This window comes from Rhodomicrobium sp. Az07 (assembly GCF_018619475.1).
Lineage (GTDB): Bacteria > Pseudomonadota > Alphaproteobacteria > Rhizobiales > Rhodomicrobiaceae > Rhodomicrobium.
This window is the reverse complement of the sequence record NZ_JAHFZG010000006.1, coordinates 141,285-165,742: the sequence shown is the minus strand read 5'-3', so window position 1 is coordinate 165,742 and position 24,458 is coordinate 141,285. Positions and strand designations below refer to the sequence as shown.

Below are 24,458 nucleotides of genomic sequence, written 5' to 3'. Positions count from 1 at the left end.
CGGGCCCTTTCATGCGTGGCGCCCGGGGCCTTACTCGGCCGCCCGCGCCAGTGTTTCCAAACTCGCGAGATAACGCTCGGCGTCGAGCGCCGCCATGCATCCCATGCCGGCCGCTGTCACGGCCTGGCGGTAGATGTCGTCCGTCACGTCGCCCGCGGCGAAAACGCCCGCAACATTCGTGGCTGTCGATTTCGCCGCCGTGACGAGATACCCGCCGGACGTCGTATCGAGTTGTCCTTTGAATATTTCGGTTGCCGGAGCATGGCCGATCGCGATGAATATTCCATCCACCGGCAACACCGTTACCTCATCCGTCACGGTATCCCGAAGCCGCGCGCCTGTCACCGCCTTCGGTTTTTCGGTTCCCACGACCTCGTCAAGAACCGTGTTCCAGAGCACCTTGACCTTCGGGTTCGAAAACAGGCGGTTCTGGAGGATCTTCTCCGCGCGGAAGGAATCGCGGCGGTGCGCCACGGTGACGCTCCTCGCGAACCTCGTGAGGAAAAGCGCTTCCTCGACCGCCGTGTTGCCGCCGCCGATCACGAGCACGTCCTTGCCGCGATAAAAGAAGCCGTCGCATGTGGCGCAGGCCGACACGCCGTAGCCGCGAAAGTCCTGTTCGCTCGGGATGCCGAGCCAGCGGGCCTGTGCGCCGGTCGATATGATGACGGACCGGGCGTGGTAAATCGCGCCGCTGTCGCCGTGGAGCACGAGCGGAAGGCGCGAGAAATCGACCGATGTTATCAGATCCTGGACGATCTCCGCGCCGACGTGAAGGGCCTGTGCGCGCATCTGCTCCATGAGCCACGGCCCCTGGATCGGCTCGGCGAAACCCGGATAGTTTTCCACCTCGGTGGTGGTGGTGAGCTGGCCGCCGGGCTGCATGCCCTCGATGAGGAGAGGGTTCAGCATCGCGCGCGCGGCGTAGATAGCGGCCGTGTAGCCCGCAGGCCCCGAACCGACGATGACCACCCTGTGATGACGTGCCGCCATTGCAGGCTCATCCCTTCTGAATTAGCATTTCGCATCGCAAAATAGGCGCTACGGCGCCTGCTGCCAAGGCGTTTCGGTCAAGCCTGTGGTCGCGGGCGTTGACATACAAACCTCTGTTGACTTTTTTTGCTGCTGCGCCGACGTTGGGATCAAAAATTGTTGCGTTGCAACAGAGCGGCCACCACATATCTCGCTGGGCGGGATTGGCCAACAGCCCGAGGGAATCCCAATGGCGTCGGTGCGAACACTGGAAGATTCGACAATTCCAACCAAACTCGATGCAACCGATTGGAAGATCCTTGCCGAGTTGCAGCGGGACGGTCGGATAACCAATGTCGAACTGGCGGCGCGCGTCGGGCTTTCGGCGCCGCCGTGCCTGAGGCGCGTGCGCGAACTCGAAAGAACCGGCATCATCGCCGGCTATCATGCCGTCTTCAATCTCCCGCGCCTTGGCTTCCACCTGACAGCCTTTGCTTTCGTGCGGCTCGAAAGCCAGTCCGAGGCCGATCTCTCCGCCTTCGAGGCCCGCATTCGCCAGTGGGAGATTGTGCGCGAAGCTTTCATGCTCTCGGGCGACACAGACTTCCTCCTCAAATGCGTTGCGCCCGATCTCGTGACCTTCCAGAATTTCATCATCCGCGAATTGACCGCGGCGCCGAATGTCAGCTCGGTGAAGACCTCCTTCACGATCAAGACGGCGAAGAGCGAGCCCGGCGCCGCCATCGAATAGGGCTTTGCGCGATTTCTTCGGGCGGCCCGGTTGGTGATCGACGAAAGATCGTCTCGCGCGCGTGTCGCAAATGTCCACGCAACATCTATATAGTAAGAATGAAAGGGTCATCATAACCCCCTGCCCCGGAGACGCGCATGAGAATTCCGCTCAACCGGAAGGAAAAGCAGCCGATCCCGAGTCAGGCCGGTCGGACCGCGGTCATTACCGGCGCGAGTTCCGGCATCGGTCTTTACACCGCGCTCGGCCTTGCAAAGGCGGGTGCGAAAGTCGTTCTCGTTTGCCGCAGCCAGGAGCGCGGCGAAGACGCAAAGCGTCTGATCGCCCGGCAGGGCGGCAACGAACCGGATCTGGTGCTGGCGGATTTCGCGAGCCTGAAGTCCGTCCGCGACGCGGCAAACCGGATCGCCAACGCCTATAAGGAAGTCCACATCCTTGTGAACAATGTCGGTGCGTTCGCGCCCGTCCGCGAATTGACGGTCGACGGTTACGAAACGACGTTCGCCGTGAACCACCTCGCGCCGTTCCTGTTCACGAACACGCTCATTCCGACGCTTGCGGGCAGCGGCGAGGAGCGCCGCAAGGCGCGCATCGTGACCGTGGCGTCGAACGCTTCCAACCGCGCCTCCATCGACTTCGGCGACCTCATGTCGAGCCGACGCTACAGCGTGTTCGGCGCCTATGCGCAGTCGAAGCTGGCGAATGTGCTCTTCACGGTGGAACTGGCCCGCCGCCTTCCGCCGAAGCCCGTCACGGCGAACTGCCTGCATCCGGGCGTCGTCGGCACGGGGATCGGCAATGTCGGCGGCGTCATGGGCGCGGCCTGGTCGATTCTGAAGCCGCTGGTTCTCACGCCGGAGCAGGGCGCGGAAAATTCCCTTTACGTCGCGACCGCGCAGGAAATCGAAGGCAAGACAGGGCTTTATTTCGTCAAGGAGCGCCCCGCGCGGTCGAACCCCATCGTGGAAGACCGCCATGCCTCGCAACGCCTCTGGACGGAAAGCGAACGCCTTGTCGAGGCCGCGCTCGAAAAGGCGCCCGCGTCGGCGTGAGCCTGTTGCAGCGGCGTCATGATCCTGCGCTAATCGGCACTATTGGCCGGTTCGGGGTTGACTGCGGTTGGCGTTGAGATCATATTCCAGCCAAGCGTCAAGGCAGAATTTTGAAATTCTGCCATCGCAGCACTTCCTGGCAGCATGGTAATCCGATGTGGGTCGCAATCTGCCCGCTGATGCGACGCTGGAAACTAGTGCCTGACGCATGCTGTCATCTATCTGCATTGTGCGGATGATACTCACTGAACCCATGATGACGTGGTTCCAAAAACCCAACGGGATATGACTTTTAAAGACCTTAAGCTCAGCGACAAAGTGCTGGCTGCCATCGACGCAGCAGGGTATACGATACCCACCCCAATTCAAGCCCAGGCAATTCCCTTCGCCCTGGAGGGCCGCGATGTCGTCGGCATCGCCCAGACGGGAACTGGCAAGACCGCTTCCTTCGTTCTACCGCTGTTGAACATGCTCGAACAGGGGCGCGCCCGCGCCCGCATGCCGCGCTCGCTCATCCTTGAGCCGACGCGCGAATTGGCCGCCCAGGTGGCCGAAGCCTTCGAGACGCTCGGTTCGCAGCACAAATTGACCGTCGCCCTTCTCATCGGCGGCGTGTCCTTCGATGACCAGGAAAAAAAGCTCGAACGCGGTGCGGATATTCTGATCGCAACGCCGGGCCGACTTCTCGACCATTTCGGACGCGGCAAGCTTCTCATGAACGCAGTCGATTATCTCGTCATCGACGAAGCGGACCGCATGCTCGACATGGGCTTCATCCCCGACATCGAGCGCATCTGCAAGCTGCTTCCGCCCTCGCGGCAAACGCTCTTCTTCTCGGCGACGATGCCGCCGGAAATCCAGAAGCTGACAGACCAGTTCCTCAAGAACCCCGAGCAGGTTCGCGTCAGCGCTCCGGCCACCGCGGCGAAGAACATCACGCAGAAGCTGAAATTTTCCCCCGCCGATTCGAAGACGAAGCGCCATGTGCTCCGCGAACTGATGCGGTCCGAGGTGGCGACGATCCAGAACGCGATCATCTTCTGCAATCGCAAGCGCGACGTCGCGGTTCTTCATAAATCCCTCGTCAAGCACGGCTTCAACGCGGGCGCTCTCCACGGCGATCTCGACCAGCGCCAGCGCATGGCGACGCTCGAAGCCTTCCGGAAGGGCGAAATCACCTATCTCGCGGCGTCCGACGTCGCCGCGCGCGGCCTCGACATCCCCGAAGTGAGCCATGTGTTCAACTTCGATGTGCCGATCAGCCCCGAAGATTATGTGCATCGCATCGGCCGCACGGGCCGTGCGGGCCGTGACGGCTACGCCGCCATGATCGTCACGCCGAAGGAGATGAAGGGCGTCCGCGCCATCGAAAATCTCTGCAAGGCGAAGATCGAATGGATCGACGGCGAGCCTTCGACGGAGAACCTCGCCGCCACAGACTTCAGCGAGCGCCGCGAGCGGTCGCGTCGCGGTGAGCGCGGCGGCGCGGGCCGTGGGCGAAGCAAGGAAGCGGTAGTCGCAGCCAAGCCGCGCGAAACCGCGGAAGTTCGCCCGATCCGGCAGGAGACGCCATCTGCGGATGACGCTCGTCCGATGCGAGCCGCTTCGACATCGACAGCGGAGCGCCCTGCGCGGAACCGCCGCAATGGCGACGGTTCCAGTGTGTCGCGCTACCATCGTGAACTTCTGCCGCCGGCGACATCGGCCCCGGTGGTCGGCCTTGGCGATCACGTTCCGGCCTTTTTGATGCGACCGGTTCGCGTCGCGAGCTAACATCTCTCCCAGACGAAACAACTCACGCCGATCTTTTCAGATCTGCGTGAGTCATGCTGTGTAGGTGGCATTGCGGCCGGATCGTTTATGCCGATCCAGCCTTGCCGGGGGCGAGCGTCCACCGAGGCTCGTGCGAGGTTCGCATCATCCCGAGTCGCTGACTGGCCGACGCCACGATTTTCGCGTGTACGCTTGGCGCGCGCGCCGAAGCGTATCAGTGAAGCGAGCGATGCCACTCGTCGACCTGGCGTTCAGCCTCTTCCTTTGTGACGCCGTAGCGTTCCTGAATTTTACCCGCGAGTACTTTCGCATCGCCCTTGGCTTCAGACAGGTCGTCGTCGGTAAGCTTGCCCCATTGCTGTTGCACCTTGCCCTCGAACTGCTTCCAGTTTCCCGAGATCTGATCCCAATTCATGGAAATGTCCTCCATTTTACTGTCAGATAAACTGCTTCTGAGCCGGAAGGTTCCAGCCGCGTTTTGCAAACCTTCCGCCAAGGCTTCGGCTCGCAGATCGTCAATCGCTTTCGTGGGCAGGGCGTCGGGTCCATGGGCCGTTCTGGGCAGAGGTTCGCAAGCTCACGCTTCCCATCCTCAATCCGCTTCGGACACAAAAGTGCTGATTTAATTGGATATTAATTGCCGTTTTGGACCCGGCCGGATGTCGGAAAATCGGAATGTGGTGGGCGCGGCAGGACTCGAACCTGCAACCAAGCGGTTATGAGCCGCTAGCTCTGACCATTGAGCTACACGCCCTGAAGCGAGACGTCCCTTTCATCCGGCCGATCTCGGAAAAGCCTACCGAAACTTAATATGCGGCACAGCTAACGCTGCCGGATGCCAAGTCTCATATGCGGTGCCAATCCGATTCTTAGCGAAGAAAGCACCATGAGAAAAGCATTCCTTGTTCCGGTGGCGGCCTTTGCGGTGGCCTTTTCGACAGCCGCATGGGCCGAGCCGCAGCAATTGAACGTTCCCGCACAGCGTACGCCTATGATCGAGGTATCTGGTACGGGCAGCGTGCAGGTCAAGCCCGACATCGCGGTGATCCGCATCGGCGTCGCCACCGAGGACGCCAACGCGGAAGCGGCTGTCGCGAAAAACAGCGCGGCCACGGCGAAGGTGCTGTCCGAAGTCGCGGCGGCGGGAATCGAGAAGAAGGATTTGCAGACATCGCAATTCTCTCTGTATCCGCAGACGGCGACGGCGAGTTACCCGCGCAAGGACGGTGCCGGCATCACGACGTTCCGCGCCTCGAACACGGTAAGCGTCACCGTGCGCAACCTCGACCGGCTGGGCGAAATCCTCGGTGCATCGGTCGCCGCCGGGTCGAACCGGATTTCCGGGCCGGATTTCGCGGTGTCGGAGCCTGAGAAATATCTCGGCGACGCCCGCCGCAAGGCGGTGGAGGCCGCGCTTGCGAAGGCGAAAACCTATGCCGAAGCCGCCGGGATGAAGCTCGGTGCGGTGCTTTCCATCGCGGAGGACGGCGCGGGATCGCCGGCACCCGTGTTCCGCGGGGCGGCATACGCGAAGGCGCAGTCCGTGCCGGTCGAAGTCGGCGAGGAAACGCTCTCGGCGCAGGTGCGCATCGCGATCGAACTCATCAAACCGTAGCGACGGAAGCGGCCGCATTCTCCCGCCTATCCCCCGAAGAAGAGATGCCACGCGGCGGGGATCAGCAGGGCCGACGCCAGCGCGTTCAGCCCCATCGCAAGCCCCGCGAACGCGCCCGCGACCTCGTTGACCTGTAGCGCGCGCGCCGTGCCGATGCCGTGCGACGCCGTGCCCATGGCGAGACCGCGCGCGGCCCAGTCCTTGATGCCGAGTGCGTTCAGCAGCGGCGCGCCGAGCATTGCGCCCGTGATGCCGGTGAGGATGACGAACATCGCCGTCAATGTCGGCAGGCCGCCGATCTGCTCGGTGATGCCCATGGCGATGGGCGTCGTCACCGATTTGGCGGCCATCGAGACGAACGAATCGCGTGTGCCACCGAGAACCCACGTAATCAAGACAGCGCTTGCCGCCGCCGTGATCGAGCCGACGATGAGGCTCACGGTCACGGCGAGGGCCGACTTCCGCACCCGCGCCACCTGACGGTAAAGCGGGATCGCGAGCGCCACTGTCGCCGGACCGAGCAGGAAATGCACGAACTGCGCGCCCTGGAAATAGGTCTGGTAGCTCGTATGCGTCACGAGCAGGATCGTGACAAGGATCAGGATTGCGATCAGCACCGGGTTGAACAGGGGGTTGAATTTCCGCCAGCGATAGACGGCGTAGCCCGCCTGATAGGCGACGAGCGTCAGCGCGAGATGCAGCAGCGGACTCGCGGAGAGGTAAACCCAGATGTCGGCGATGCTCGTCATGAGCGCGCCTCCGGCTCCGGCGCGGCAGGCTTCGGCCCCTGCGCACTCCCCGAAGCCTTGCGTGACAGCCATGCCATCAGCGCCGCCGTCACTGCGATGGTGAGAAGCGTGCTCAGGATGAGCGATGCGCCGATGGGTAACCAGTCGTGGCCGAGCACGCCGAAATGCAGCATCACGCCCGCTCCCGCGGGCACGAACAGCAGGGACAGGTTCGTCAGTAAGCCTTCGGCGGTTTTCGCAAGCCCCTCGGGCACGCCCCGGTAGATCACCAACGCGACAAACAGCAGCGCCATTCCGCACACAGGCCCCGGAACGGGCAGTTTCGTCGCCGCCGAGAGGATTTCTCCCGCAAGCTGGAAAACGATGAGGACGGTGAACCATTCGACCATGGCAATGCTCCTGGTGGCGGGAATCCGGCGGGAAAGGTAATCACAACTGCAAGGCGCGTTTCATAGCCTAATTTCCGGGGGAATACCTCACGCCCGCCCAATTCATGATGGAAAGGCTGTTCATCACTCGGGGTGTGAAGTTGGGTTCTGGAAATCGCCGCGGCGGGCGATGGGGCTTGGGGCTGCATGAATGGGCAGGAGACGCGGGCGCTGTTCGACATGGGCCGCGCGGCCTGGAACGACTGGGCATCGCAGGTTCTGAAATCGAAAGCGAATTTCGAGGAGGCGGGAACGCTTTCGCTGAACTGGTTCGGCGATGGCGACAACGATGAAACGCGCCTCTGGCTCAAAGTGGCGAAGGCCGACTTCGCGAACGAGCGTTTCGAAGACGATATCGATTTCGACGGCTTCATCTTCCCTGGCCCCGTCAACCTCACAGGCGCGGTGTTCGAGCGTCCGGTTTCGTTTGCCGGTGCGGAGTTCGGGCTTTCCGCCACGTTCGCGCGCGCCCATTTTCAGGCGGATGCGACCTTCAAGGCTGCGAAATTTTCCGGGCAGGCGGTCTTCGACGACGCGCTTTTCGACGGCGCGTCCGACTTCGAGCGCGCGCAATTTCTGAAGGAGAAGAACGGGCCACTTAGCCATGGCGCGAAGTTCCAGCGGACGCGCTTCACCGGCAAGGCGGATTTCCGCTCCAGCCTGATTTCCGGCAGCGCCGATTTCTCGAAGGCGCAGTTTGCCGCCGCCGCGCGGTTCGACGAGGCGCGCTTTCTCTCGGACGCCATGTTCGACGGCGCGGTGTTCTCCGCCTCGGCCGGGTTCAACGCCGCGCAGTTTCTCGGCAATACCGGGTTCGTGGAGGCGCAGTTCACCGGCGATGCGCGGTTTGCGGAGGCGGCGTTCAAGGGTGAGGTGCGGTTCGATCGCGGCCAGTTCTGGAACGACGTTTCGTTCCGCGATGCGCGGTTCGACAAGCCCGCCTCTTTCGTGGACATGCGCGCCGAAGGAAAAGCCCGCTTTCCGGGCGCAAAGTTCGCGCTCGACGCGACCTTTACCGACGCGCGTTTTTCGGGCGAGAGCGATTTTTCGGCCGCCGAGTTCGGCGCGCCCGCGATTTTCCGCCAGACGGGATTTTCCGGCGGCGTAACCTTCGCGGGTGCGCGGTTCCTCAGTCATGCAGATTTCGCGGGCTTCAGCCTCGGCAAGACATCCACATTCGCCGAAAGCCGGTTCGAAGGCGACGCGGTGTTCCGCGAGGCAAGATTTGAAGCGCCCGTTTCGTTCGCTTCGGCCGCTTTCGTCGCAAAGGCCGACTTCAGTGCCGCGCAAAGCCGCGTCGCGTTCGTGCTCGCGCGCGCAAACTTCAAGGCCGTGCCGGATTTCCTCGAAGCGAACTTCCACGAGCCGCCGCGCCTCGACAACATGACGGTGGCCGATCCGCTGAAGCGCTTCCACTCGTGGAAAAAGGCGGGAATTGCCGATCCGCGCGGGCCGTTCTTCAAGGCGGCGAAGGTTTGCGCCGACCCGGACGCTTCGGCCAAGTTCCGCCGTCTGAAGAAGCTGGCATCCGAGGCGCAAGATCTTCCCCGCGAGCAGGAATTTTTCGCGCAGGAGTTCCGCTGCCGGAGGTTCTGGAGCGACCGGCCGTTCGGCTCGGGCATCGGCCGCTTCTGGCTCGGCTACATTTACGGCGGCGTTGCGAATTTCGGCCGCTCGCTTTTGAGACCGGCGGCGCTGTGGGTGCTGTCTGTCCTGGCGTTCGCGTGCTTCTATCTCGCCGCGCGCGGGAGCGCCGCTTCGCTCCTGAAATGGCCGCCCGCCGCAATCGGTTCGCCTTGCGCTTCGGGCACGTCGAACCCGGTCCTCGAAGCGATCTATCTCTCGCTCAGAAGCGCGCTCCTGCAAATCGACTGGCACGATTCCATGAACGCCCGCCGCGTTTTCGGCTGCCTCTACGGTCTGGAGCCGGGCGGTACGCCGATCATGCCGCTCGTCGTGTCGTCTCTGGCGCTCTTTCAGGCGATCCTGAGCGCGGCGCTGATCTTCCTCTTCCTGCTCGCGCTGAGAAATTTGCTCAAGGTCCGCTGAGAAACGAAAAAGGGCGGCACGCGGCCGCCCTTGCAAAATTTTTCGCTCGGATTCGGCGCTAATGCCGCCGCCAGCGCAAATATTCATCGAGGCGCACGATGTTGGCTTCGAGGGACATCGGCGCTTCCATCATCGGGGACGACGCCACCGCGCGCGCGAGGGCCGGTTCCCTGACCGGCGCAAAAGCGGTGCGCGGCAGCGGGACCGATGCGCGCCACAGCGCCGAGAAACTGGCGATCGCTTCGGCAAGCACGAGCGGCGTGCAATCTTCCACGCGGTCGATGGCGCTGCGCGTATCCTCCGAGCGGCGCATGGAATCCCCCGTCCAGCAGAGCGTGCGGCCCAGCGTCAGGCGCTCATGCGCATCGAGAAGGGCGCGGTTCTTGGCCCAGCGGACGATGATTTCGGGAGCCCGGCCGCAGGCGTCGGCGAGCGAACGGACGAAGAAATCAAGCTCGTCGGCGGGCGCGATCTGCGAGAAGATGACGTTGACTTCGACAGAGCGAGGCTGGAAGCGGGCGAGGTTCAGCGCCAGCGCCTTCGCGCATGGAGAAATGGGGGAACGGGCGATCAGAGTAACGGTTCGCTGAACCTCGTCGGCCTCCTGTTTGAGGCTGAGGCCGTAAACGTCGAAATAGGCGTCGAAACGGCTGGCCGCGCCTAGCAGGCCTTCGGAGGTGGCGTCGTAATCTGACATAAAGCTCATGGTTTTATCCACTGATGCAGCATGGGACGGGCGAATTCGGTCTGGCATCATTGGTAAACCGGTAAGGTTAAATATCACTTTCAGGTTGGCTTTTTTTACTCGAAAATATCATCGGGCTCATTATGGTTACTGAAGGATAAAGTAATCCTAAGTATTTCGTGAACAGAGGCGGAACATCTGAAAACGTCCCGCCGGCGGCTCGTTCACGACGCCCCGGCCACCGGCTCGCCCTGTTCGGCGGCCTGCACGGCGGCGACGATCTCGGCGACGACGCCGTTGATGAGCGTCTGATCCTCACCCTGCGCCATGACGCGGATCAACGGTTCCGTGCCGGATTTGCGGATGAGGAGCCGCCCCGCCCTTCCGAGGCGCATTTCCTGCGCGGCGATGACGGCTTTGACCGCTTCGCTTTCGAGCGGGCTCGGGCCGGAGAAGCGCAGGTTCTTCAGAAGTTGCGGCACCGGTTCGAAGCGGCGGCAGACCTCGCTGACGGGCTTCTCGCTCTGGATCACGACGCTCAAGACCTGAAGCGCGGTCACGAGGCCGTCGCCCGTGGTGGTGAAGTCGGACAGCACCACGTGGCCCGACTGCTCGCCGCCGACATTGTAATCGCCGCGCCGCATGGCCTCGACCACGTAACGGTCGCCCACCTTGGTGCGGATCAGCGCGAGGTCGAGCCTCTCGAAATGGCGCTCCAGGCCGAGATTGGACATCACCGTTGCCACGACGCCGCCGCCCCGCAGACGCCCCGTTTCGCGGAAGTTCTCCCCGATGACGGCGAGGATCTGGTCGCCGTCGACGATCTGGCCGTTTTCGTCCGAAATCAGGACGCGGTCGGCGTCGCCATCGAGCGCGATCCCGATGTGTGCGCCGGTCTCGCGAACCTTGCGGCAGATGTGGTCCGGCACCGTCGAGCCGCATTCGCGGTTGATGTTGCGGCCGTCCGGCGCGATACCCAGCGGCACCACCTCGGCGCCGAGTTCCCACAGCGCGGCGGGGGCGACGCGATAGGCCGCGCCGTTCGCGCAGTCGATGACGATCTTGAGGCCGGACAGGCTGATGGTGCGGTCGAGCGTGCGTTTGGCGAATTCGATATAGCGGTCGACGATGCCGTCGATACGACGCGACTTGCCGATATGGTCCGGCTCGGCGAGCAGGCGGTCGATGTCGCCGAACACCTGGGCTTCGATTTCAGCTTCCACCTCGTCCGAGAGCTTGTAGCCGTCGGGGCCGAAAAGCTTGATGCCGTTGTCTTTATAAGGGTTGTGCGAGGCCGAGATCATGACGCCGAGGTCGGCGCGAAGCGAGCGGACGAGCATGGCGACGGCGGGCGTCGGGATCGGGCCGAGCTGCACCACGTCCATGCCCACCGAGGTGAAGCCGGATACGAGCGCATTCTCGATGGTGTAGCCCGACAGCCGGGTGTCCTTGCCGATCACCACGCTGTGGCGGCGGCCGCCATTCGTGAACATGTAGCCAGCCGCCATGCCGACCTTCAGTGCGATCTCGGCCGTCATCGGCCAGGTGTTTGCCTGTCCGCGAATGCCGTCCGTGCCAAAAAGTTTTTGCCGCATGTCCGATCCCAAGAAAACTGTGCCGCTACTGACCGAGACCGACTGACTGGAACGGATCAATGGGTCCGTCTTCTGTACGCCGGTCAGGTCACCATTATATTCGGATGTTTGACGGAATTGAGCCTGGTTGTTTCAGAGCGCAATGAATACTGGTGGTGGTGTCTTGCATACAAACCGTCGCCGCTTCCGGCAAGGCTCTCTCAAGCATGGCAGCCGCCCGCGTTCGTGGCGGGTATTCTATGGGTTGCGGCCGTTGAGCCAGCGCCAGACCGCAAGCGCCTGCGCGGTGGCTCCGACATTGTGAACCCGGACGATCTGAACGCCACGCGAGGCCGCGTCGAGGGCTGCTGCAACGCTGGCGGGGTCGATGTCGGCCGGACGCTCGGCGGCCACGATGCGCTGCAACGTCCGCTTCCGCGATGTGCCGACGAGCAGCGGCACGCCGAGACCGTGGAACAGCGCGATGCCGCGCAGCAGGGCCGCGTTGTGCGCCAGCGTCTTGCCGAAGCCGATGCCGGGATCCACCGCAATCCTTGCGCGGTCGATGCCTGCCGCGACCGCCGCTTCGATCCGCGCTTCGAGCCAGTCGAACACCTCGGTCACGACGTCGGCATAGGACGGCGCGTCCTGCATCGTTTTCGTGTCGCCCTGCGCGTGCATGAGCACCACCGGCCTGCCGAGATCGGCCGCCGTGGACAGGCTGTCGCTTGCAAAGGTGAGCGCGGACACGTCGTTGATCATGTCGAGCCGCGCCCCCGCAGCCGCGCGCATGATTTCCGGGCGGCGCGTATCGACGGAGACCGGCGTCTGCCAGGCGGCGAGTCCTTCGAGCACCGGCAGGACGCGGCGCAACTCTTCCTCGGCGTCCACCGGGTCGGAACCGGGCCGCGTCGACTCCCCGCCCACGTCGATGAAGTCGCTGCCTTGTCGCACCAGATCCGCCGCATGCGCCAGCGCGGCATCTGCCCCGATATGCTCGCCGCCATCCGAGAAGCTGTCCGGCGTGACGTTCAGAATGCCCATGATACGCGGACCATCCATCGGCACGCCCGCGATATCCGCACGAGGCGCGACGAGGCGTGCGAGCAAATCCTGCACGCGCGGTTCGCTCAATTGCGGCAGGGCCGATGCGCGCAGAAAGATGTTGCGGATGCGGCCGGAGCCACCCTCCCGGAGCAGTGCGGCGGAAAACGCGATGCGCGGGCTTGCGGCAAGCGGCAGCGCTTCCCCCGCGGCAATCGCCTCGCGCGCGGTCTCGCCATAAAGAAAGCCGGTCGGTTCCAGATAAAGTCCGGGCATCTCGTCTCCAAAGCGTGAAGCGGTCGCGGCGTCGGCGGCTAAAGCCCGTTCCGATCTGATTGAATCGCAATCAGATCGGTAAAACGGTCTCTTTTCTGAAGTTTAGAGACGGATTCACCGATCAGGTCGGGTCGACCTGATCGGTGAATCCGTCTCTAGGGGCAAATCTCGCGAAGCTTCTGCACTGCGGCGGACGCGCCTTCGAGGGAATATTGATCCGTCGTGGCTGTGCCCCTCGCAGACGTGGCCTTGACCGTCATCGGCCCGCCCATCGCCATCGCCGAGAGCAGCCTGCGCTCCACTGCCGGGTCTCTCGCATAGGCCTTGTCGCCGAGCGCATAGAGCGCGAAGGACTGGCCGCCGAGCGTGATCGTCGTCTGCGCGTTTGCCTTCATGGCATAGCCCTGCCGCACGCTCACCTCATTATAGATCCCGTCCGTCTGCCATGAGCTGACGTAGAAGATGACGGACGTGCGCTTCGCCGTCTTCGGCAGCATGTCGGTCGGCGCGCTGGCGGCGAAGCAGATGCGCCCTTCGCGGCTGTCATGCAGGAAAACATTCCAGTCGCCGACTTTCTCCACGAGCTTTGCCTTCACCTCGGGAACGGAAGCTGGCTTGGGTGCGGGTTTCGGCTTCGGTTTCCTTTGCGCCGCCGGGCGTGGCGGCTGGGTCGGGTTCGGCACGGCTGACGGCCCTTGCGGAAGCGTCTGCGGAATTTGCTGGACCTGAACCTGTTGAGCGGTCGCGCCCGAGGACAAGGCTGCGACGGACAAAAGCGGAAGGGTCAGACGGCGCCGCATGAAAATTCCCGTTTGAAAGACACGATCTGGAGCCTCGACCTAAGCAGAACGTCGGTCATTGGTCCACGGAAAGCTAGTCCGAACGCAGCTTGAACGCGTTCGACAGTGCATCCGTCCGATCCGGGAACGAGCCGAGGCTTCGCACGCGGTCGTACATCACGATGGCACCCGCCGTGCCGACATTGATGCAGAATGCGGTCGGAATTTTGATGACGTGATCGCAGCGCGCGAGCATCTCGTCCGACAGCACGCCGAGTTCCGGGCCGAGCACATAGGCCGCGTGGAGCGGATGCTTGAACGCGGGCAGATCGATTGCGCCCTCGATCAGTTCCACGCCGACGAGCTTGCAACGTAGTGGCAGCGTCATCTCGGCGACGCTCGCCCAGTGATAGCAGGGCAGATGGTCGACCGATCTTGACGTGTCGGACTTGGCATCGAAAGCCTTCTCGTGCGCCGCGATGGTGAAAAAGAAATTCGCGCCGAAAGCATGGGCGGACCGCATCAGGGCGCCGAGATTCATCGGCTTCGAGATCCGTTCGGCTCCGATGGCGAAATATCCGCGCATGCTATAGCTTCGTTCGGGAAATGGCATGCGATGAGGTAGGCGATGAAGGCTGTGCTGTGCAAGTCCCTCGAAGGACCGGACGCGCTTGAGATGGCGGACCTGCCCGACGCGATACCGGGTCCGGGCGAGGTCGCGATTCAAGTTACAGCGGTTGCGCTTAATTTTTTCGATACGCTGATCACGCGCGGAAAATATCAGACAAAGCCCGCGCTGCCGTTCTCTCCCGGCGGCGAGGTGGTGGGGCGCGTCATCGCGACCGGCGCGGGCGTCGAGGGTTTCGCGCCGGGTGAGCGCGTGCTCGCCTATGTCGGTTATGGCGGTTGCCGCGAGCAGGCCATCGCCCCGGCGGCGCGCACGGTGGTCGTGCCGGACGGCATCGCGGACGAGGCGGCGGCGTCCATTCCCATCGCCTACGGCACGGCGCTGCACGGCCTCGAAGATCGCGGACGCGTCCGCGAGGGCGACGCGGTGCTCGTGCTCGGCGCGACGGGCGGCGCGGGGCTCGCGGCGGTGGAGGTGGCGGCGGCGCTCGGCGCGGAGGTGATCGCGGCGGGCACGTCGGACGAAAAGCTGAAGCTGTGCGCGGATCGCGGCGCGGCGCACCTTCTGAACCTCACCGGCGCCGACGTGAAGGAAGCCGTGCGGGCCATTCGGGGCGGCAAGGGGCCGGACGCGATCTACGATTGCATCGGCGGCCCGTATGCGGAACCGGCGCTGCGCGGCATCGCCTGGGGCGGGCGCTATCTCGTCATCGGCTTCGCGGCGGGCGACATCCCGAAAATTCCGCTCAACCTCGTGCTGCTGAAGGGCTGCGATATTCGCGGCGTGTTCTTCGGCCGTCACGTGGACACCGATCCGGGCGCCTTCCGCGCGCAGATGGCGAAGTTGCTCGACTGGTGCGCGGCGGCGAAAATCAGCCCGCATATCGACCGCGTGTTCAGCCTCGATGAGACGAAGGACGCGATCAAGGCGCTGGATGCGCGGACGATCAAGGGCAAGATCGTCGTCAAGCCGTGAGGGAAACGGGGCAGCAGGATGAATGATGAAACCGATCATCGGGCAGCGAGCGAAAGCCGCCCGGTCGCAGAGCCGAAGCATATCTTCGTCTACGGCACGCTGATGCGCGCGAGCCGCAGCCCCTATGCGCGGCTGCTCGAAACGCGCGCGCGTTTCGTCGGCGAAGCCTGCGCGCCGGGGCGGCTTTATAATCTCGGGCGCTTTCCGGGGGCGGTGTTCGAGGAGGCGGCGCGAACCCGCATCCATGGCGAGGTGTTCAAGCTGAACGGCCCGGCGGTGCTGGCCGCGCTCGATGCCTACGAAGGCTGTGCGGGCGTCGGCACCAAGCCCGACCTGTTTTATCGCACGATCATTGAGGTGCGGCTTCATCGCGGCGGCACGCTCGCCGTGTGGGTTTACCCTTACGCGGGCAACGTCGATGCGCGCCCGCTCATCGCGTCGGGCCGCTTTCCGCTGTAACGCCAGCGTGCGGTTTTGCGCCAATCGGTGCGGCTTGGCGCGAACGGCGCGGGCATGATAGACCAGCCCTCAACCTTTCCACGCAAATCAGCAGAGACCGGCCATGACAGAAAACGTCTCCCCGTCCGCCACGCGCACCGAAACCGACACATTCGGCCCTATCGACGTGCCCGCCAACCATTACTGGGGCGCGCAGACGCAGCGCAGCCTCGGTAATTTCAAGATCGGCGGCGAGCGCATGCCCATTCCGCTGGTGCATGCGCTCGGGGTCGTGAAGAAGGCGGCGGCGAAGACAAACCTCGCGCTCGGCAATCTGGAGCAACCCCTGCACGACGCCATCGTAACGGCGGCGGAAGAGGTGATCGCGGGCAAGCTCGACGCTGAATTTCCGCTCGTCGTCTGGCAGACCGGCTCCGGCACGCAGTCGAACATGAACGCGAACGAGGTGATCTCGAACCGCGCAATCGAACTGCTCGGCGGCGAGAAGGGCTCGAAGAAGCCCGTCCACCCGAACGACCACGTGAATCGCTCGCAGTCTTCCAACGACACCTTCCCGACCGCGATGCGCATCGCCGCCGCCGTGCAGGTGAACGAGGCGCTGCTGCCCGCGCTCGACCATCTGGCCGGCGCCATCGAGGCGAAGGCGGAAGAGTTCAAAGACATCATCAAGATCGGCCGCACGCACCTTCAGGACGCGACGCCGGTCACGCTCGGGCAGGAGTTCTCCGGCTACGCGACGCAACTGCGTTTCGGCATCGAGCGCGTGAAGGCCACGCTGCCGCGCCTCTATCTCCTCGCGCAGGGCGGCACCGCTGTCGGCACCGGCCTTAACACGCCCATCGGCTTCGCGGAGAAGTTCGCGGACGAAGTGGCAAGCGAAACCGGCTTGCCGTTCGTCACCGCGCCGAACAAGTTCGAGGCGCTGGCGTCCAACGATGCCGAGGTGGAGCTTTCCGGCGCACTGAACGTGCTTGCGACGAGCCTGTTCAAGATCGCGAGCGATATCCGCCTGATGGGCTCCGGCCCGCGCTCCGGTATCGCGGAAATCTCGCTGCCCGAGAATGAGCCGGGCTCGTCGATCATGCCGGGCAAGGTGAACCCGACGCAGTGCGAGGCGCTGACCATGGTCTGCACGCAGGTGATGGGCAACAACGTGGCGATCACGGTGGCGGGCAGCCAGGGCCATTTCGAGCTGAACGTCTACAAGCCCGTCATCATCTACAACCTGCTGCAATCGATCCGCCTGATCGCGGACGCGGCGGTGAGCTTCACCGACCATTGCGTCGTCGGCATCGTTCCGAACCGCGCGCGCATCGAAGATCTGCTTGAACGCTCGCTGATGCTCGTGACCGCGCTCGCGCCGAAGATCGGCTACGACGCCGCCGCCAAGATCGCGAAGACGGCGCACAAGAACGGCACGACGCTGCGCGAGGAAGCGATGAAACTCGGCGTGATCTCCGAGGAAGACTTCAACGCGCTGATGAAGCCTGAGCTGATGATCAAGCCGGGCGTGTGACGAGCGGCGAGGCAACGGCGGGCCGGGATTCCCCGGCCCTCTTTTTACGTCCGGTGAGGCGGGAGCCGATGCGGAAAGCGATCGTGCATAGCAGAAGGACCGGCGGCGGGCCTGTTAACGGCGCGGAACCCGGCTCCGCGGCGGCCGCGTTCGCCCCCGCGCTCGCCTTGCCGAAAAAGCGCTCGCTCGCCATCGCCGGGCACCGCACGTCGATCACACTCGAAGACGCGTTCTGGCGCGAACTGAAGGCCGCGGCCGAGGAGCAAGGGCGCACCGTCGCTGCGCTCGTGGCCGAGATCGACGCGGCGCGCGGACCTGCGGGCCTTTCCGCTGCGATCCGCGTCTATCTGCTCGGCACATCAAAAGCACGCGCCGTGACTTCGCCCCACCAAGAGTAAGGGCTTTGTGAACCGGCCGCCCGATGCGGAGCGTGGGCTATTCGCGCGGGCTCTGATGCAGCGGGCCGCCGGGGCCTTTCACACCCGCGCTCAACACGTTTTTCGGGTTCGGCGTGCCGCGCTCGTAATCGGCGACGTTTGCGAGCGTCGTATGCGCGATTTCCGCCAGTGCCTCGCGCGTGAGGAACGCCTGATGCCCCGTCACGATCACGTTGCGGAAGGTGGTCAGCAGTTCGAACACGTCGTCCTGAATGATCGTGGAGGAATGATCCGAAAAGAACAGCCCTTCCTCGCGCTCGTAGACATCCATGCCGACATAGGCCAGGCCGTCCTTCCGCTTCAGCGCCTCGATCACGGCCTCCGCGTTCACGAGGCCGCCGCGCGCCGTGTTGATCAGCATTGAGCCGGGCTTCATGAGCCTCAACGACTCCTCATTGATGAGGTGCTTCGTTTCCGGCGTCAGCGGGCAGTGCAGCGAGACGATGTCGGACTCCGATAGCAGTGTCGGAAGGTCGACATATTTCATGCCGAGTGCAATGCAAGCCGGGTTCTGGTAGATGTCGTAGCCGAGGATCTTGCAGCCGAAGCCGTGCATGATGCGCGCGAGCGACTCGCCGATCTTGCCGGTGCCGACGATGCCGACCGTGCGGCCCTCCATATTGAAGCCCACCAGGTGGTCGAGCGAAAAATTGCCCTCACGCACGCGGTTATAGGCGTGGTTGATGCGGCGGTTAAGGGCGAGCATCAGCGCGACGGCATGTTCCGCGATGGCGGTCGGCGCGTAGGCCGGAACGCGCATGACGCACAGCCCGAGCCTCTCGGCTGCTTCGAGGTCGAGGTTATTGAAACCCGCAGAGCGCAGCGCGAGGAGTTTTGTGCCGCCATCCGCCAGGATTTGCAGTGTCTCGGCGTCGAGCTTGTCGGTGACGAAGGGGCAGACGGCGACGAAACCGGCCGCGAGCTGTGCCGTGCGCCGCGAGAGCTGCTCCTTGAAGAACACCAGTTCGTGCCCGTACTCCTGATTCGCCTCGATCAGAAACGGCGTCTGGAAGGCATGTTCGCTGAAGAAGGCAATTCTCATCGAAACCCCAATCGTTCACTGCTGGAAGCGACGCCGCATCCTTATTCGCCGCGCGGCATGTCACGGCCGTGACACTATGTCCTGAAAATCGGGTGCAAACCTGCCGTATCAAGCGCCGGCACGGCTGCCATGCAAATCGGCGGCGCGGCGACCACGCGCCAGCAGCGACTCGCCCGTCTCTTCCCCGAAGCAGGTTTCGAAGTCGTCGCACTCCGCGCAACTCGGCGCGGTGCAGAGCGAAAAGGCCGCGTCGGCGCAGATCATGCGATAGAGGAATTTCTTCCACTTCATGTCGTGATTGTTGCGGCGGGCGAGCGGCGCGAAATGGCGCTGCATCAGCTCGGAGAGGTCGCCGCGATGGCGAAAGCCGAGATCCTGCCAGAGGTGGTTCGGGCGCTGCGCGCGGCGCGCCACGAGAGCGGCAAGCCGGTGCGCCAGGACGGTTTGCGCCGTGGCGCCGCTCTTGAGAAGATCGAGAAGGCAGGCTTCGTCGGCGCTGCGCTCGATGGGACGATGGCCGATGTCGCGCTTCAACCACGCGAGCGCAGCCGGGAAGCACGATGCGACGAGATCGAGCAGATCGTCCGCCTCAAGACCGGCGGCGGCGGCGAGCGACATGTCCTCGGCTTTCGCCTCGGCAAAGGACAGCGCAAGGATGCACGCAATCACATGCGCATCGAAGGCATCGACATCTGGGGCTCTCGCCTCCATCAGCATGGAATAGACGTCCCGCGCGGAAGAAAGTGGGAGGCTTTCGGACGCTTTCTGCACTGACATCGCCGATTACCCCCGCTTTGCGGGTCTCCTCGCATCGCTTACCGGCAAGTGTCGCGATGACGACGCTCCCGGTTCGGCCATCATAAATGCAAGGAGCATGCCTGATCGTGAAGAATGTGCCGGACGGTCAAGGCGCTGCTGCCGTCCGGCCACTGATCAAAGCGCGGGCGGTGTCGTCGAAAAGGTCTGGCAGGCGCGCGGGCAGACGCGATGGCATGCGCTGCACCCGATGCAGTTGCCCGCGTCGGACAGAACCATGATCTTGCGTTCAAATTCGTCGTCGCAATCCTCGTCGTCGTCGCCATCGAGGGTGACGAGTTCGCCTTCATCCGTGATGCCCTTCAGCGTCATGACACTGCGGTCGCACACCTTGAAGCAGCGGCCGCAGCCGATACAGGTTTCCGGATTGATTTCGATGAGAAATTGCGGCTCCCACTCGCGGCCGTCGCGTGTCAAGTTTGCCATGTGCCCTTTTCCTTCAGTCTAGAGATGTCTGCGTCGCGCCTGCTGGAACTGGAATTAGAGGCGCTCTAAATTCAAATTCGGACATGGCAAATCGCAGGACCGCGCTTTTTCCCGGCCTTGCGTCTCATCGTCCGCGATTGTCGCCTTACGGCTTGAAGCGGGCGTAACGCGCGCCCGCCTCGATATCGTCGTTACGCTGCTTCGAGCTGCTTCAGCTCGGCGCGCTTCTTTTCGAGGATCGCATAGGCGTCGTGCGCCTTCTGCGCCACGTCCATGATCTGCTGCCAGTTGATCGGCAATTCTTCCGAAAGGTCATGCAGGTCCATCTTCGCCTGCGTGGCCTTGGCCGAAAGCTTTTTCAGCTCCGCCTTCAACTCATCGATTGCGCTCATGCGGCCTGGCTCCTCAGTATTTCGCCACTTCGGGGAATTTCTCGATCATCTCGACGCCCGCAGCCACGAGCTTCTCGCCTTCCGAAACGAGCTTTTCGTAGCTGTCGAAGCCGAAGCGGTGAACGTCACGCAGGTGCTTGTTCACGACAACGAGGCGGCCCGCCGTCAGCACCATGCGGCCGAAGCCCTCGTGATGCATCTTCATGATCGGCGAGACCATGATTCCGGTCGCGCGTTCGATGGAGAGGCCCACGGCATTATAGAAAATTTCGAGGCGCCAGATCGTCTCCGGGTCGGGATCGCCCATGAGCGGCATCTGCTTGCGCTTTTCCTTGTCGATTACGTATGGCTCAAGAAGTTCGAGATCGGACTTCTTGTCCCACGCGCCATAGGAATCCTGCGCGCGCCATTGTTTGACGAGTTCGGTGAAGAATACCGATTTCGTGAGATCCTTGTCGACCGTTTCGGCGTCAGCCATGAACCGCTTCCTCCTCGTCTTCGAAATCGAGCTTGCGTTCCTTGCCCTTGAGCAGCGCCTTGCGCAGCCACGGGGGCGGGTTGCCCTTCAGAACGGTCTGAAGCTTGGCGATGAGGTCTTCGATGGCTTCCGGCTGCGCGAGCTTGATGGGATGCAGCCCCGCCTGCACGATGCGGGCCGCGCCCGAGCCGCCGATTGCTGTCACGTAGACGATGGCGCAATCCCTGATCGCCTCGATCTTCGGCGCGAGCTTGTCGTCGTTTCCGTCCTGCCCGGTCGGCTCGAACACGAAAACTTCGATGAGCTTCGAGTCCTCGGCGGAAATCTCATACACCGCTATGTTCGGCGACCATCCGAAATGCGAATCCACGCGCTTCAGGTCTTGGGTTGCAAAAGCTACTTTCATAGCGCCCGGCCTTTCCTTGATCGTCTTTTGTTCGCTCGCATCGGGGTCAATGAGCCGCAGTCGGCGTATCATCATGGCTTCCCTCGCCGCGCGATGCCAAATTATCAGCCCAAATGTCGGGCGTCGCTTCGTGAATTTCACTCATGAAGACGTTCCCGATATCGAAGATCAGGGAACGCGTGCCGCGATAGCCGACCGAGACGCGATGCGCCGCGCCGAGGCGGTCGAACGTCGGCAGGCCGTAGCGGAACAGCGGAATATGCAAGCGCTCGGAAGCCTGTCGCCCGTGGCTGTGCGTTACGAGAAGGTCCATGCCCTTCGCGCGGTGCTCGAAATCCTCAAGGTCGCCGACGAGCACGTCCTCAGCCGGAACCTTGTGGAGGATCGGCGATTGCGTCGAAGTGACGGCTGCGCCGATGGTTGCGCCCATCTCGGTCAGGAAGCTCGTGATGCTGAAGAGCAGGTCCGGCTCGGCACCGACTGCGACGGTCTTGCCGCCGAATGAAAAATGCCCGTCGAGCATGGCGTCGAGAAGCTGCGAGCGCTGACGCCTGATCTTGTTCGGTGCGGGGCGGCCGCTGATCTTCATCAGAAGCGCCATGAGCGCGTCGTTCGGCGCGAGCCCTGTGAGACGGTCGAACACGCGAAACGGCACGCCGGTCTTGGCTTCGAGCGCAACAGCGGCGTCGCGCATCTGCTCGCCGATGGCGATGGTGAACGCCGCGCGGCCCATTCCGGCAATGTCGCTCACGCTGGCGCCGCCGATGGTGGTCGGAGAAAATTCCTCGGGCATGTGGCCGTCGAGCGAGCCGGACAGGTCCGGCAGGAAGGTCGTCTCAAGGCCGAACGCCTCGCAGATGTCGCGCAATTCGTCGAGGTCGCCCGGCGTCAGATGCGAGCCCGGCAGGATATTCACGCGGTTCGCCTCACGCGCACTGCCCGGCGGCGGCGCATCGACAAGCTCTTCCACCATGCGCGTGACGGCCTTGCGCCAGCCGTCCTCAAGCGCGCCCTCGAAGTCGGGCGTGGAGACGTACACAAGCTTGACGTGATCGAGTTCGGGATGGTTCTGCCGCACGAGCTTCAGGAAGCCGTCGACGTCGTCGCCCTTGACCTCCGTGACGCCCGTCGAACAGATGCCGATGACCTCGGGCTTCGTGCGGGTCGCGATGGTGACGATGGCCTGTTCGACGTTCTCGAAGCCGCCGAGCACGGTCGAAACCTCGCTCATGGCCGTCGTCTGCATCGGGATCGCCTCGCGGAAATGGCGCACGAACAGCACCAGCCCGAAGGAGGTGCAGCCCTGGCTGCCGTGAAGCAGCGGCATGCACTTGTTGAGTCCGAGGAAGGCAAGTGCGCCGCCGATGGGCTGGCTCATCTTCAGCGGATTGACCGAGCAGGCTTTTTTCGAGAGTTCAACGCGCGCCATGGTGTCCTCACGCTGCCTTGTTGGAGTTGGCGGGGACGATTTCCGTGCCGTTGACGCGTTCGAGAAGCGCGTCGAGATGCGGCGCGCAGGATTTGCAGCCGGTGCCGATCTTCACATAGGCGGCGACATCCTCGGCGCGCGTCAGCTTGTTCGCGCGGATGATGTCTTCGACGAAGCCGGTTTCGACGCCATTGCAGTTGCAGAGGATCTTCGCGCGCTCCGCCTTGGCCTTCGCCTCGGCGTTGGCCGCGAGAGCGGCGGCTTCAGCGGCGTTCGCCTCGTCGGCGCGCGCTTCCCAGCTCACCTCGTCCCACGGCGCGGGGCTGCGGACCTGCTGCCAGACGGGATTCGACAGCGCCTTGTCGATCTGGCGGACGAGTTCCACCATGCCGACATAGCCCGCATAGGCGTAGTGGCGCTCCTGATTGATGTCGAGCCAAGGCATCTTGGCTTTCAGCGCGACGAACTGCGAGCGACCGCCGGACAGCATGATGTCGGCCTTCGCTTCCTTCAGCATCGCATACATCTCGCGCGGCTTCATGTCTTCGATCATGTGGGCATCCTGGCCCATGATCTCCTTGATCTTCTCCTTGTCCTCTTTCGTGGACTTCTTGACGCTCGTGCCGGCGATCTCCATGCCGCCTTCCTGAAGCGCGGCGACCATCGACCAGCTTTTCACGCCACCCGTGATGAGGAGAACGCGCTTGCCGAGAAGCCGCTCGCGGAATGTCGCGATGCTGGCCCAGGCCTTCTTTTCCTCGCGCTCGATCACGGCTTCGGTGCGCGCGAGAATGTCGTCCGGCGCGCCCTGCTTCACGAGCAGCGCGGCCATCTGGCGAAGCGTGTCGCTCATGTCGCCGATGCCGTAGAACGATCCCTCGAAGAACGGAATGCCGTAGCGCTCTTCCATCTTGCGCGCGACGTTGATCATGGCGCGGCTGCACACCATCATCGCGGCCTTGGCGCGGTGCGAGCGGGCGACTTCATGATATTTCGCGTCGCCGGAGATGCTGGCGAGGATGCGGATGCCGAGTTCGTCGAGAAGCGGCTTCACCTGCCACAATTCGCCGACGAGGTTGTATTCGCCGATGATGTTGATGTCGTAGGGCGTCGTATAGTCCGGCTCTTGAGTGCCGATGACGTGATCGAGGAGCGCCTCGCCGCCGAGCTTGTTACCGAGGCTCTTCGAGCCGACGAAGCCGGGCGCCTGCACCGGAATGCACGGCGTGCCGAATTTCTCGCTCGCCTTCCTGCACACCGCGTCGATGTCGTCGCCGATCATGGCGGGCACGCAGGTCTGATACACGAACACGGCCGGGGGCGCGTATTTCTCGACGATTTCCTTGATGGATTTCCAGAGACGCTTTTCGCCGCCGAAAATCACGTCCTGCTCGCTCATGTCGGTGGTGAAGCTCATACGGTAGAGCTTGGAGCCCGACGAGGAGGAATGACGGTTGTCCCATGAATTGCCCTCGCACGCGATGGGACCGTGCACGAGGTGGGCGACGTCGGTGATGGGCTGAAGCGCGATCTTCGCGCCGTCGAAAGCGCATCCGCCGGCGGCACCGCCGGGCTGCAACGCCTTGGAGCAGCCCTTCTTGCGCTCCTTCTGCGATTTGCCCTGATTGATGTCGCAGCCGGGTTCGTTGAAAACGTCCTGGATCTTGTTCGCCACCGTGCTCATGCAAATCTCCGAAGGCTTGCGGC

26 protein-coding genes and 1 tRNA gene are annotated in these 24,458 nt (G+C 63.4%); 9 read left to right on the top strand and 18 right to left on the bottom strand.

Features of this window, described 5'->3' with window-relative positions:
* Positions 1-30: 30 nt before the first annotated feature.
* Positions 31-993 (bottom strand): thioredoxin-disulfide reductase, encoded by a 963-nt coding sequence (trxB, locus tag KKP04_RS06675; RefSeq protein ID WP_215028268.1) that lies wholly within the window; start codon positions 991-993, stop codon positions 31-33.
* Positions 994-1,222: 229 nt separating this feature from the next.
* On the opposite strand from trxB, the gene KKP04_RS06670 reads away from it, so the two are divergent.
* From KKP04_RS06670 to KKP04_RS06660, 3 genes are all read left to right on the top strand, one after another.
* Positions 1,223-1,723 (top strand): Lrp/AsnC family transcriptional regulator, encoded by a 501-nt coding sequence (locus KKP04_RS06670; RefSeq protein ID WP_215028266.1) that lies wholly within the window; start codon positions 1,223-1,225, stop codon positions 1,721-1,723.
* Between the two features lie 137 nt (positions 1,724-1,860).
* Positions 1,861-2,775: an SDR family oxidoreductase gene (locus tag KKP04_RS06665; RefSeq protein WP_215028264.1), complete on the top strand. Its 915-nt coding sequence runs from the start codon at positions 1,861-1,863 to the stop codon at positions 2,773-2,775.
* Between the two features lie 285 nt (positions 2,776-3,060).
* Complete coding sequence (locus KKP04_RS06660; RefSeq protein WP_215028257.1) at positions 3,061-4,548, top strand: DEAD/DEAH box helicase; 1,488 nt, start codon at positions 3,061-3,063, stop codon at positions 4,546-4,548.
* Between the two features lie 214 nt (positions 4,549-4,762).
* On the opposite strand, the gene KKP04_RS06655 is transcribed toward KKP04_RS06660, so the two are convergent.
* Both KKP04_RS06655 and KKP04_RS06650 read right to left on the bottom strand, forming a co-directional pair.
* The gene (locus KKP04_RS06655) at positions 4,763-4,963 is read right to left on the bottom strand and encodes a CsbD family protein (protein WP_215028255.1); all 201 of its coding nucleotides are present in this window, start codon (positions 4,961-4,963) and stop codon (positions 4,763-4,765) included.
* Between the two features lie 263 nt (positions 4,964-5,226).
* Positions 5,227-5,302: transfer RNA gene (locus tag KKP04_RS06650), tRNA-Ile, on the bottom strand.
* 132 nt (positions 5,303-5,434) lie between these two features.
* Here KKP04_RS06650 and KKP04_RS06645 point away from each other — a divergent pair.
* Entirely contained in the window at positions 5,435-6,163 is a 729-nt protein-coding gene (locus tag KKP04_RS06645; RefSeq protein ID WP_215028253.1) for an SIMPL domain-containing protein, read from the top strand.
* 26 nt (positions 6,164-6,189) lie between these two features.
* Here the strand turns inward: KKP04_RS06645 and KKP04_RS06640 are convergent, their stop codons facing one another.
* On the bottom strand, positions 6,190-6,912 hold the full coding sequence (locus KKP04_RS06640; RefSeq protein WP_215028250.1) for an LrgB family protein: 723 nt from the start codon (positions 6,910-6,912) through the stop codon (positions 6,190-6,192).
* Complete coding sequence (locus KKP04_RS06635; protein WP_215028248.1) at positions 6,909-7,301, bottom strand: CidA/LrgA family protein; 393 nt, start codon at positions 7,299-7,301, stop codon at positions 6,909-6,911. The genes KKP04_RS06640 and KKP04_RS06635 overlap by 4 nt, the downstream gene beginning before the upstream one ends.
* Positions 7,302-7,487: 186 nt before the next feature.
* Between KKP04_RS06635 and KKP04_RS06630 the strand changes: the two genes are divergently transcribed.
* Complete coding sequence (locus tag KKP04_RS06630) at positions 7,488-9,389, top strand: pentapeptide repeat-containing protein (RefSeq protein ID WP_215028246.1); 1,902 nt, start codon at positions 7,488-7,490, stop codon at positions 9,387-9,389.
* Between the two features lie 58 nt (positions 9,390-9,447).
* Here the strand turns inward: KKP04_RS06630 and KKP04_RS06625 are convergent, their stop codons facing one another.
* The 5 genes from KKP04_RS06625 to KKP04_RS06605 all read right to left on the bottom strand — a co-directional run bounded on the left by KKP04_RS06625 (position 9,448) and on the right by KKP04_RS06605 (position 14,333).
* Positions 9,448-10,095, bottom strand: coding sequence for a hypothetical protein (locus KKP04_RS06625; protein ID WP_215028244.1), 648 nt, complete (start codon positions 10,093-10,095; stop codon positions 9,448-9,450).
* A 203-nt stretch (positions 10,096-10,298) separates the two neighbouring features.
* Positions 10,299-11,669 carry a phosphoglucosamine mutase gene (glmM, locus tag KKP04_RS06620; RefSeq protein WP_215028242.1) on the bottom strand — a complete coding sequence of 457 codons (1,371 nt, stop codon included), beginning with the start codon at positions 11,667-11,669 and terminating at the stop codon, positions 10,299-10,301.
* A gap of 237 nt (positions 11,670-11,906) precedes the next feature.
* Positions 11,907-12,968, bottom strand: a complete 1,062-nt coding sequence (gene folP, locus KKP04_RS06615) for a dihydropteroate synthase (protein WP_215028239.1) — start codon at positions 12,966-12,968, stop codon at positions 11,907-11,909.
* A 155-nt stretch (positions 12,969-13,123) separates the two neighbouring features.
* A complete protein-coding gene (locus KKP04_RS06610) occupies positions 13,124-13,768 on the bottom strand; it encodes an invasion associated locus B family protein (protein ID WP_215028237.1) in 645 nt (214 codons plus the stop codon).
* A gap of 73 nt (positions 13,769-13,841) precedes the next feature.
* On the bottom strand, positions 13,842-14,333 hold the full coding sequence (locus KKP04_RS06605) for an RNA methyltransferase (protein WP_215028235.1): 492 nt from the start codon (positions 14,331-14,333) through the stop codon (positions 13,842-13,844).
* Between the two features lie 42 nt (positions 14,334-14,375).
* Here KKP04_RS06605 and KKP04_RS06600 point away from each other — a divergent pair, with 42 nt between their 5' ends.
* From KKP04_RS06600 to KKP04_RS06585, 4 genes are all read left to right on the top strand, one after another.
* Positions 14,376-15,350: an NADPH:quinone oxidoreductase family protein gene (locus tag KKP04_RS06600; RefSeq protein ID WP_215028233.1), complete on the top strand. Its 975-nt coding sequence runs from the start codon at positions 14,376-14,378 to the stop codon at positions 15,348-15,350.
* An 18-nt stretch (positions 15,351-15,368) separates the two neighbouring features.
* Positions 15,369-15,809 (top strand): gamma-glutamylcyclotransferase, encoded by a 441-nt coding sequence (locus tag KKP04_RS06595; RefSeq protein WP_215028231.1) that lies wholly within the window; start codon positions 15,369-15,371, stop codon positions 15,807-15,809.
* A 103-nt stretch (positions 15,810-15,912) separates the two neighbouring features.
* The gene (gene fumC / locus KKP04_RS06590) at positions 15,913-17,325 is read left to right on the top strand and encodes a class II fumarate hydratase (protein WP_215028229.1); all 1,413 of its coding nucleotides are present in this window, start codon (positions 15,913-15,915) and stop codon (positions 17,323-17,325) included.
* Between the two features lie 83 nt (positions 17,326-17,408).
* On the top strand, positions 17,409-17,723 hold the full coding sequence (locus KKP04_RS06585) for a ribbon-helix-helix domain-containing protein (protein ID WP_371818724.1): 315 nt from the start codon (positions 17,409-17,411) through the stop codon (positions 17,721-17,723).
* 37 nt (positions 17,724-17,760) lie between these two features.
* On the opposite strand, the gene KKP04_RS06580 is transcribed toward KKP04_RS06585, so the two are convergent.
* The 8 genes from KKP04_RS06580 to nifE form a co-directional block, all read right to left on the bottom strand.
* A complete protein-coding gene (locus KKP04_RS06580; RefSeq protein ID WP_215028226.1) occupies positions 17,761-18,804 on the bottom strand; it encodes a 2-hydroxyacid dehydrogenase in 1,044 nt (347 codons plus the stop codon).
* A gap of 108 nt (positions 18,805-18,912) precedes the next feature.
* On the bottom strand, positions 18,913-19,581 hold the full coding sequence (locus KKP04_RS06575; RefSeq protein ID WP_251133941.1) for a nitrogen fixation protein NifQ: 669 nt from the start codon (positions 19,579-19,581) through the stop codon (positions 18,913-18,915).
* Between the two features lie 156 nt (positions 19,582-19,737).
* A complete protein-coding gene (gene fdxB / locus KKP04_RS06570) occupies positions 19,738-20,046 on the bottom strand; it encodes a ferredoxin III, nif-specific (RefSeq protein WP_215028224.1) in 309 nt (102 codons plus the stop codon).
* Between the two features lie 191 nt (positions 20,047-20,237).
* Positions 20,238-20,438, bottom strand: a complete 201-nt coding sequence (locus KKP04_RS06565) for a CCE_0567 family metalloprotein (RefSeq protein WP_215028222.1) — start codon at positions 20,436-20,438, stop codon at positions 20,238-20,240.
* A gap of 13 nt (positions 20,439-20,451) precedes the next feature.
* The gene (locus KKP04_RS06560; protein ID WP_215028220.1) at positions 20,452-20,916 is read right to left on the bottom strand and encodes a NifX-associated nitrogen fixation protein; all 465 of its coding nucleotides are present in this window, start codon (positions 20,914-20,916) and stop codon (positions 20,452-20,454) included.
* Positions 20,909-21,322, bottom strand: coding sequence for a nitrogen fixation protein NifX (gene nifX, locus KKP04_RS06555; protein ID WP_215028218.1), 414 nt, complete (start codon positions 21,320-21,322; stop codon positions 20,909-20,911). Before nifX ends, KKP04_RS06560 begins: the two co-directional genes overlap by 8 nt.
* A 46-nt stretch (positions 21,323-21,368) precedes the next feature.
* Complete coding sequence (gene nifN, locus KKP04_RS06550) at positions 21,369-22,751, bottom strand: nitrogenase iron-molybdenum cofactor biosynthesis protein NifN (RefSeq protein WP_215028216.1); 1,383 nt, start codon at positions 22,749-22,751, stop codon at positions 21,369-21,371.
* A gap of 7 nt (positions 22,752-22,758) precedes the next feature.
* Positions 22,759-24,435 carry a nitrogenase iron-molybdenum cofactor biosynthesis protein NifE gene (gene nifE, locus KKP04_RS06545; protein WP_215028214.1) on the bottom strand — a complete coding sequence of 559 codons (1,677 nt, stop codon included), beginning with the start codon at positions 24,433-24,435 and terminating at the stop codon, positions 22,759-22,761.
* Between the last annotated feature and the right edge of the window lie 23 nt (positions 24,436-24,458).

Coding starts and splice junctions, on each gene's coding strand:
- fumC (WP_215028229.1), top strand. CDS start 15,913: ATGACAGAAAACGTCTCCCCGTCCGCCACGCGCACCGAAACCGACACA.
- KKP04_RS06645 (WP_215028253.1), top strand. CDS start 5,435: ATGAGAAAAGCATTCCTTGTTCCGGTGGCGGCCTTTGCGGTGGCCTTT.
- KKP04_RS06610 (WP_215028237.1), bottom strand. CDS start 13,768: ATGCGGCGCCGTCTGACCCTTCCGCTTTTGTCCGTCGCAGCCTTGTCC.
- KKP04_RS06565 (WP_215028222.1), bottom strand. CDS start 20,438: ATGAGCGCAATCGATGAGTTGAAGGCGGAGCTGAAAAAGCTTTCGGCC.
- KKP04_RS06655 (WP_215028255.1), bottom strand. CDS start 4,963: ATGAATTGGGATCAGATCTCGGGAAACTGGAAGCAGTTCGAGGGCAAG.
- trxB (WP_215028268.1), bottom strand. CDS start 993: ATGGCGGCACGTCATCACAGGGTGGTCATCGTCGGTTCGGGGCCTGCG.
- KKP04_RS06595 (WP_215028231.1), top strand. CDS start 15,369: ATGAATGATGAAACCGATCATCGGGCAGCGAGCGAAAGCCGCCCGGTC.
- KKP04_RS06660 (WP_215028257.1), top strand. CDS start 3,061: ATGACTTTTAAAGACCTTAAGCTCAGCGACAAAGTGCTGGCTGCCATC.
- folP (WP_215028239.1), bottom strand. CDS start 12,968: ATGCCCGGACTTTATCTGGAACCGACCGGCTTTCTTTATGGCGAGACC.
- KKP04_RS06635 (WP_215028248.1), bottom strand. CDS start 7,301: ATGGTCGAATGGTTCACCGTCCTCATCGTTTTCCAGCTTGCGGGAGAA.
- nifE (WP_215028214.1), bottom strand. CDS start 24,435: ATGAGCACGGTGGCGAACAAGATCCAGGACGTTTTCAACGAACCCGGC.
- KKP04_RS06625 (WP_215028244.1), bottom strand. CDS start 10,095: ATGAGCTTTATGTCAGATTACGACGCCACCTCCGAAGGCCTGCTAGGC.
- fdxB (WP_215028224.1), bottom strand. CDS start 20,046: ATGGCAAACTTGACACGCGACGGCCGCGAGTGGGAGCCGCAATTTCTC.
- KKP04_RS06600 (WP_215028233.1), top strand. CDS start 14,376: ATGAAGGCTGTGCTGTGCAAGTCCCTCGAAGGACCGGACGCGCTTGAG.
- KKP04_RS06640 (WP_215028250.1), bottom strand. CDS start 6,912: ATGACGAGCATCGCCGACATCTGGGTTTACCTCTCCGCGAGTCCGCTG.
- nifX (WP_215028218.1), bottom strand. CDS start 21,322: ATGAAAGTAGCTTTTGCAACCCAAGACCTGAAGCGCGTGGATTCGCAT.
- KKP04_RS06575 (WP_251133941.1), bottom strand. CDS start 19,581: ATGTCAGTGCAGAAAGCGTCCGAAAGCCTCCCACTTTCTTCCGCGCGG.
- KKP04_RS06605 (WP_215028235.1), bottom strand. CDS start 14,333: ATGCGCGGATATTTCGCCATCGGAGCCGAACGGATCTCGAAGCCGATG.
- KKP04_RS06670 (WP_215028266.1), top strand. CDS start 1,223: ATGGCGTCGGTGCGAACACTGGAAGATTCGACAATTCCAACCAAACTC.
- KKP04_RS06665 (WP_215028264.1), top strand. CDS start 1,861: ATGAGAATTCCGCTCAACCGGAAGGAAAAGCAGCCGATCCCGAGTCAG.
- KKP04_RS06580 (WP_215028226.1), bottom strand. CDS start 18,804: ATGAGAATTGCCTTCTTCAGCGAACATGCCTTCCAGACGCCGTTTCTG.
- KKP04_RS06560 (WP_215028220.1), bottom strand. CDS start 20,916: ATGGCTGACGCCGAAACGGTCGACAAGGATCTCACGAAATCGGTATTC.
- nifN (WP_215028216.1), bottom strand. CDS start 22,751: ATGGCGCGCGTTGAACTCTCGAAAAAAGCCTGCTCGGTCAATCCGCTG.
- glmM (WP_215028242.1), bottom strand. CDS start 11,669: ATGCGGCAAAAACTTTTTGGCACGGACGGCATTCGCGGACAGGCAAAC.
- KKP04_RS06630 (WP_215028246.1), top strand. CDS start 7,488: ATGAATGGGCAGGAGACGCGGGCGCTGTTCGACATGGGCCGCGCGGCC.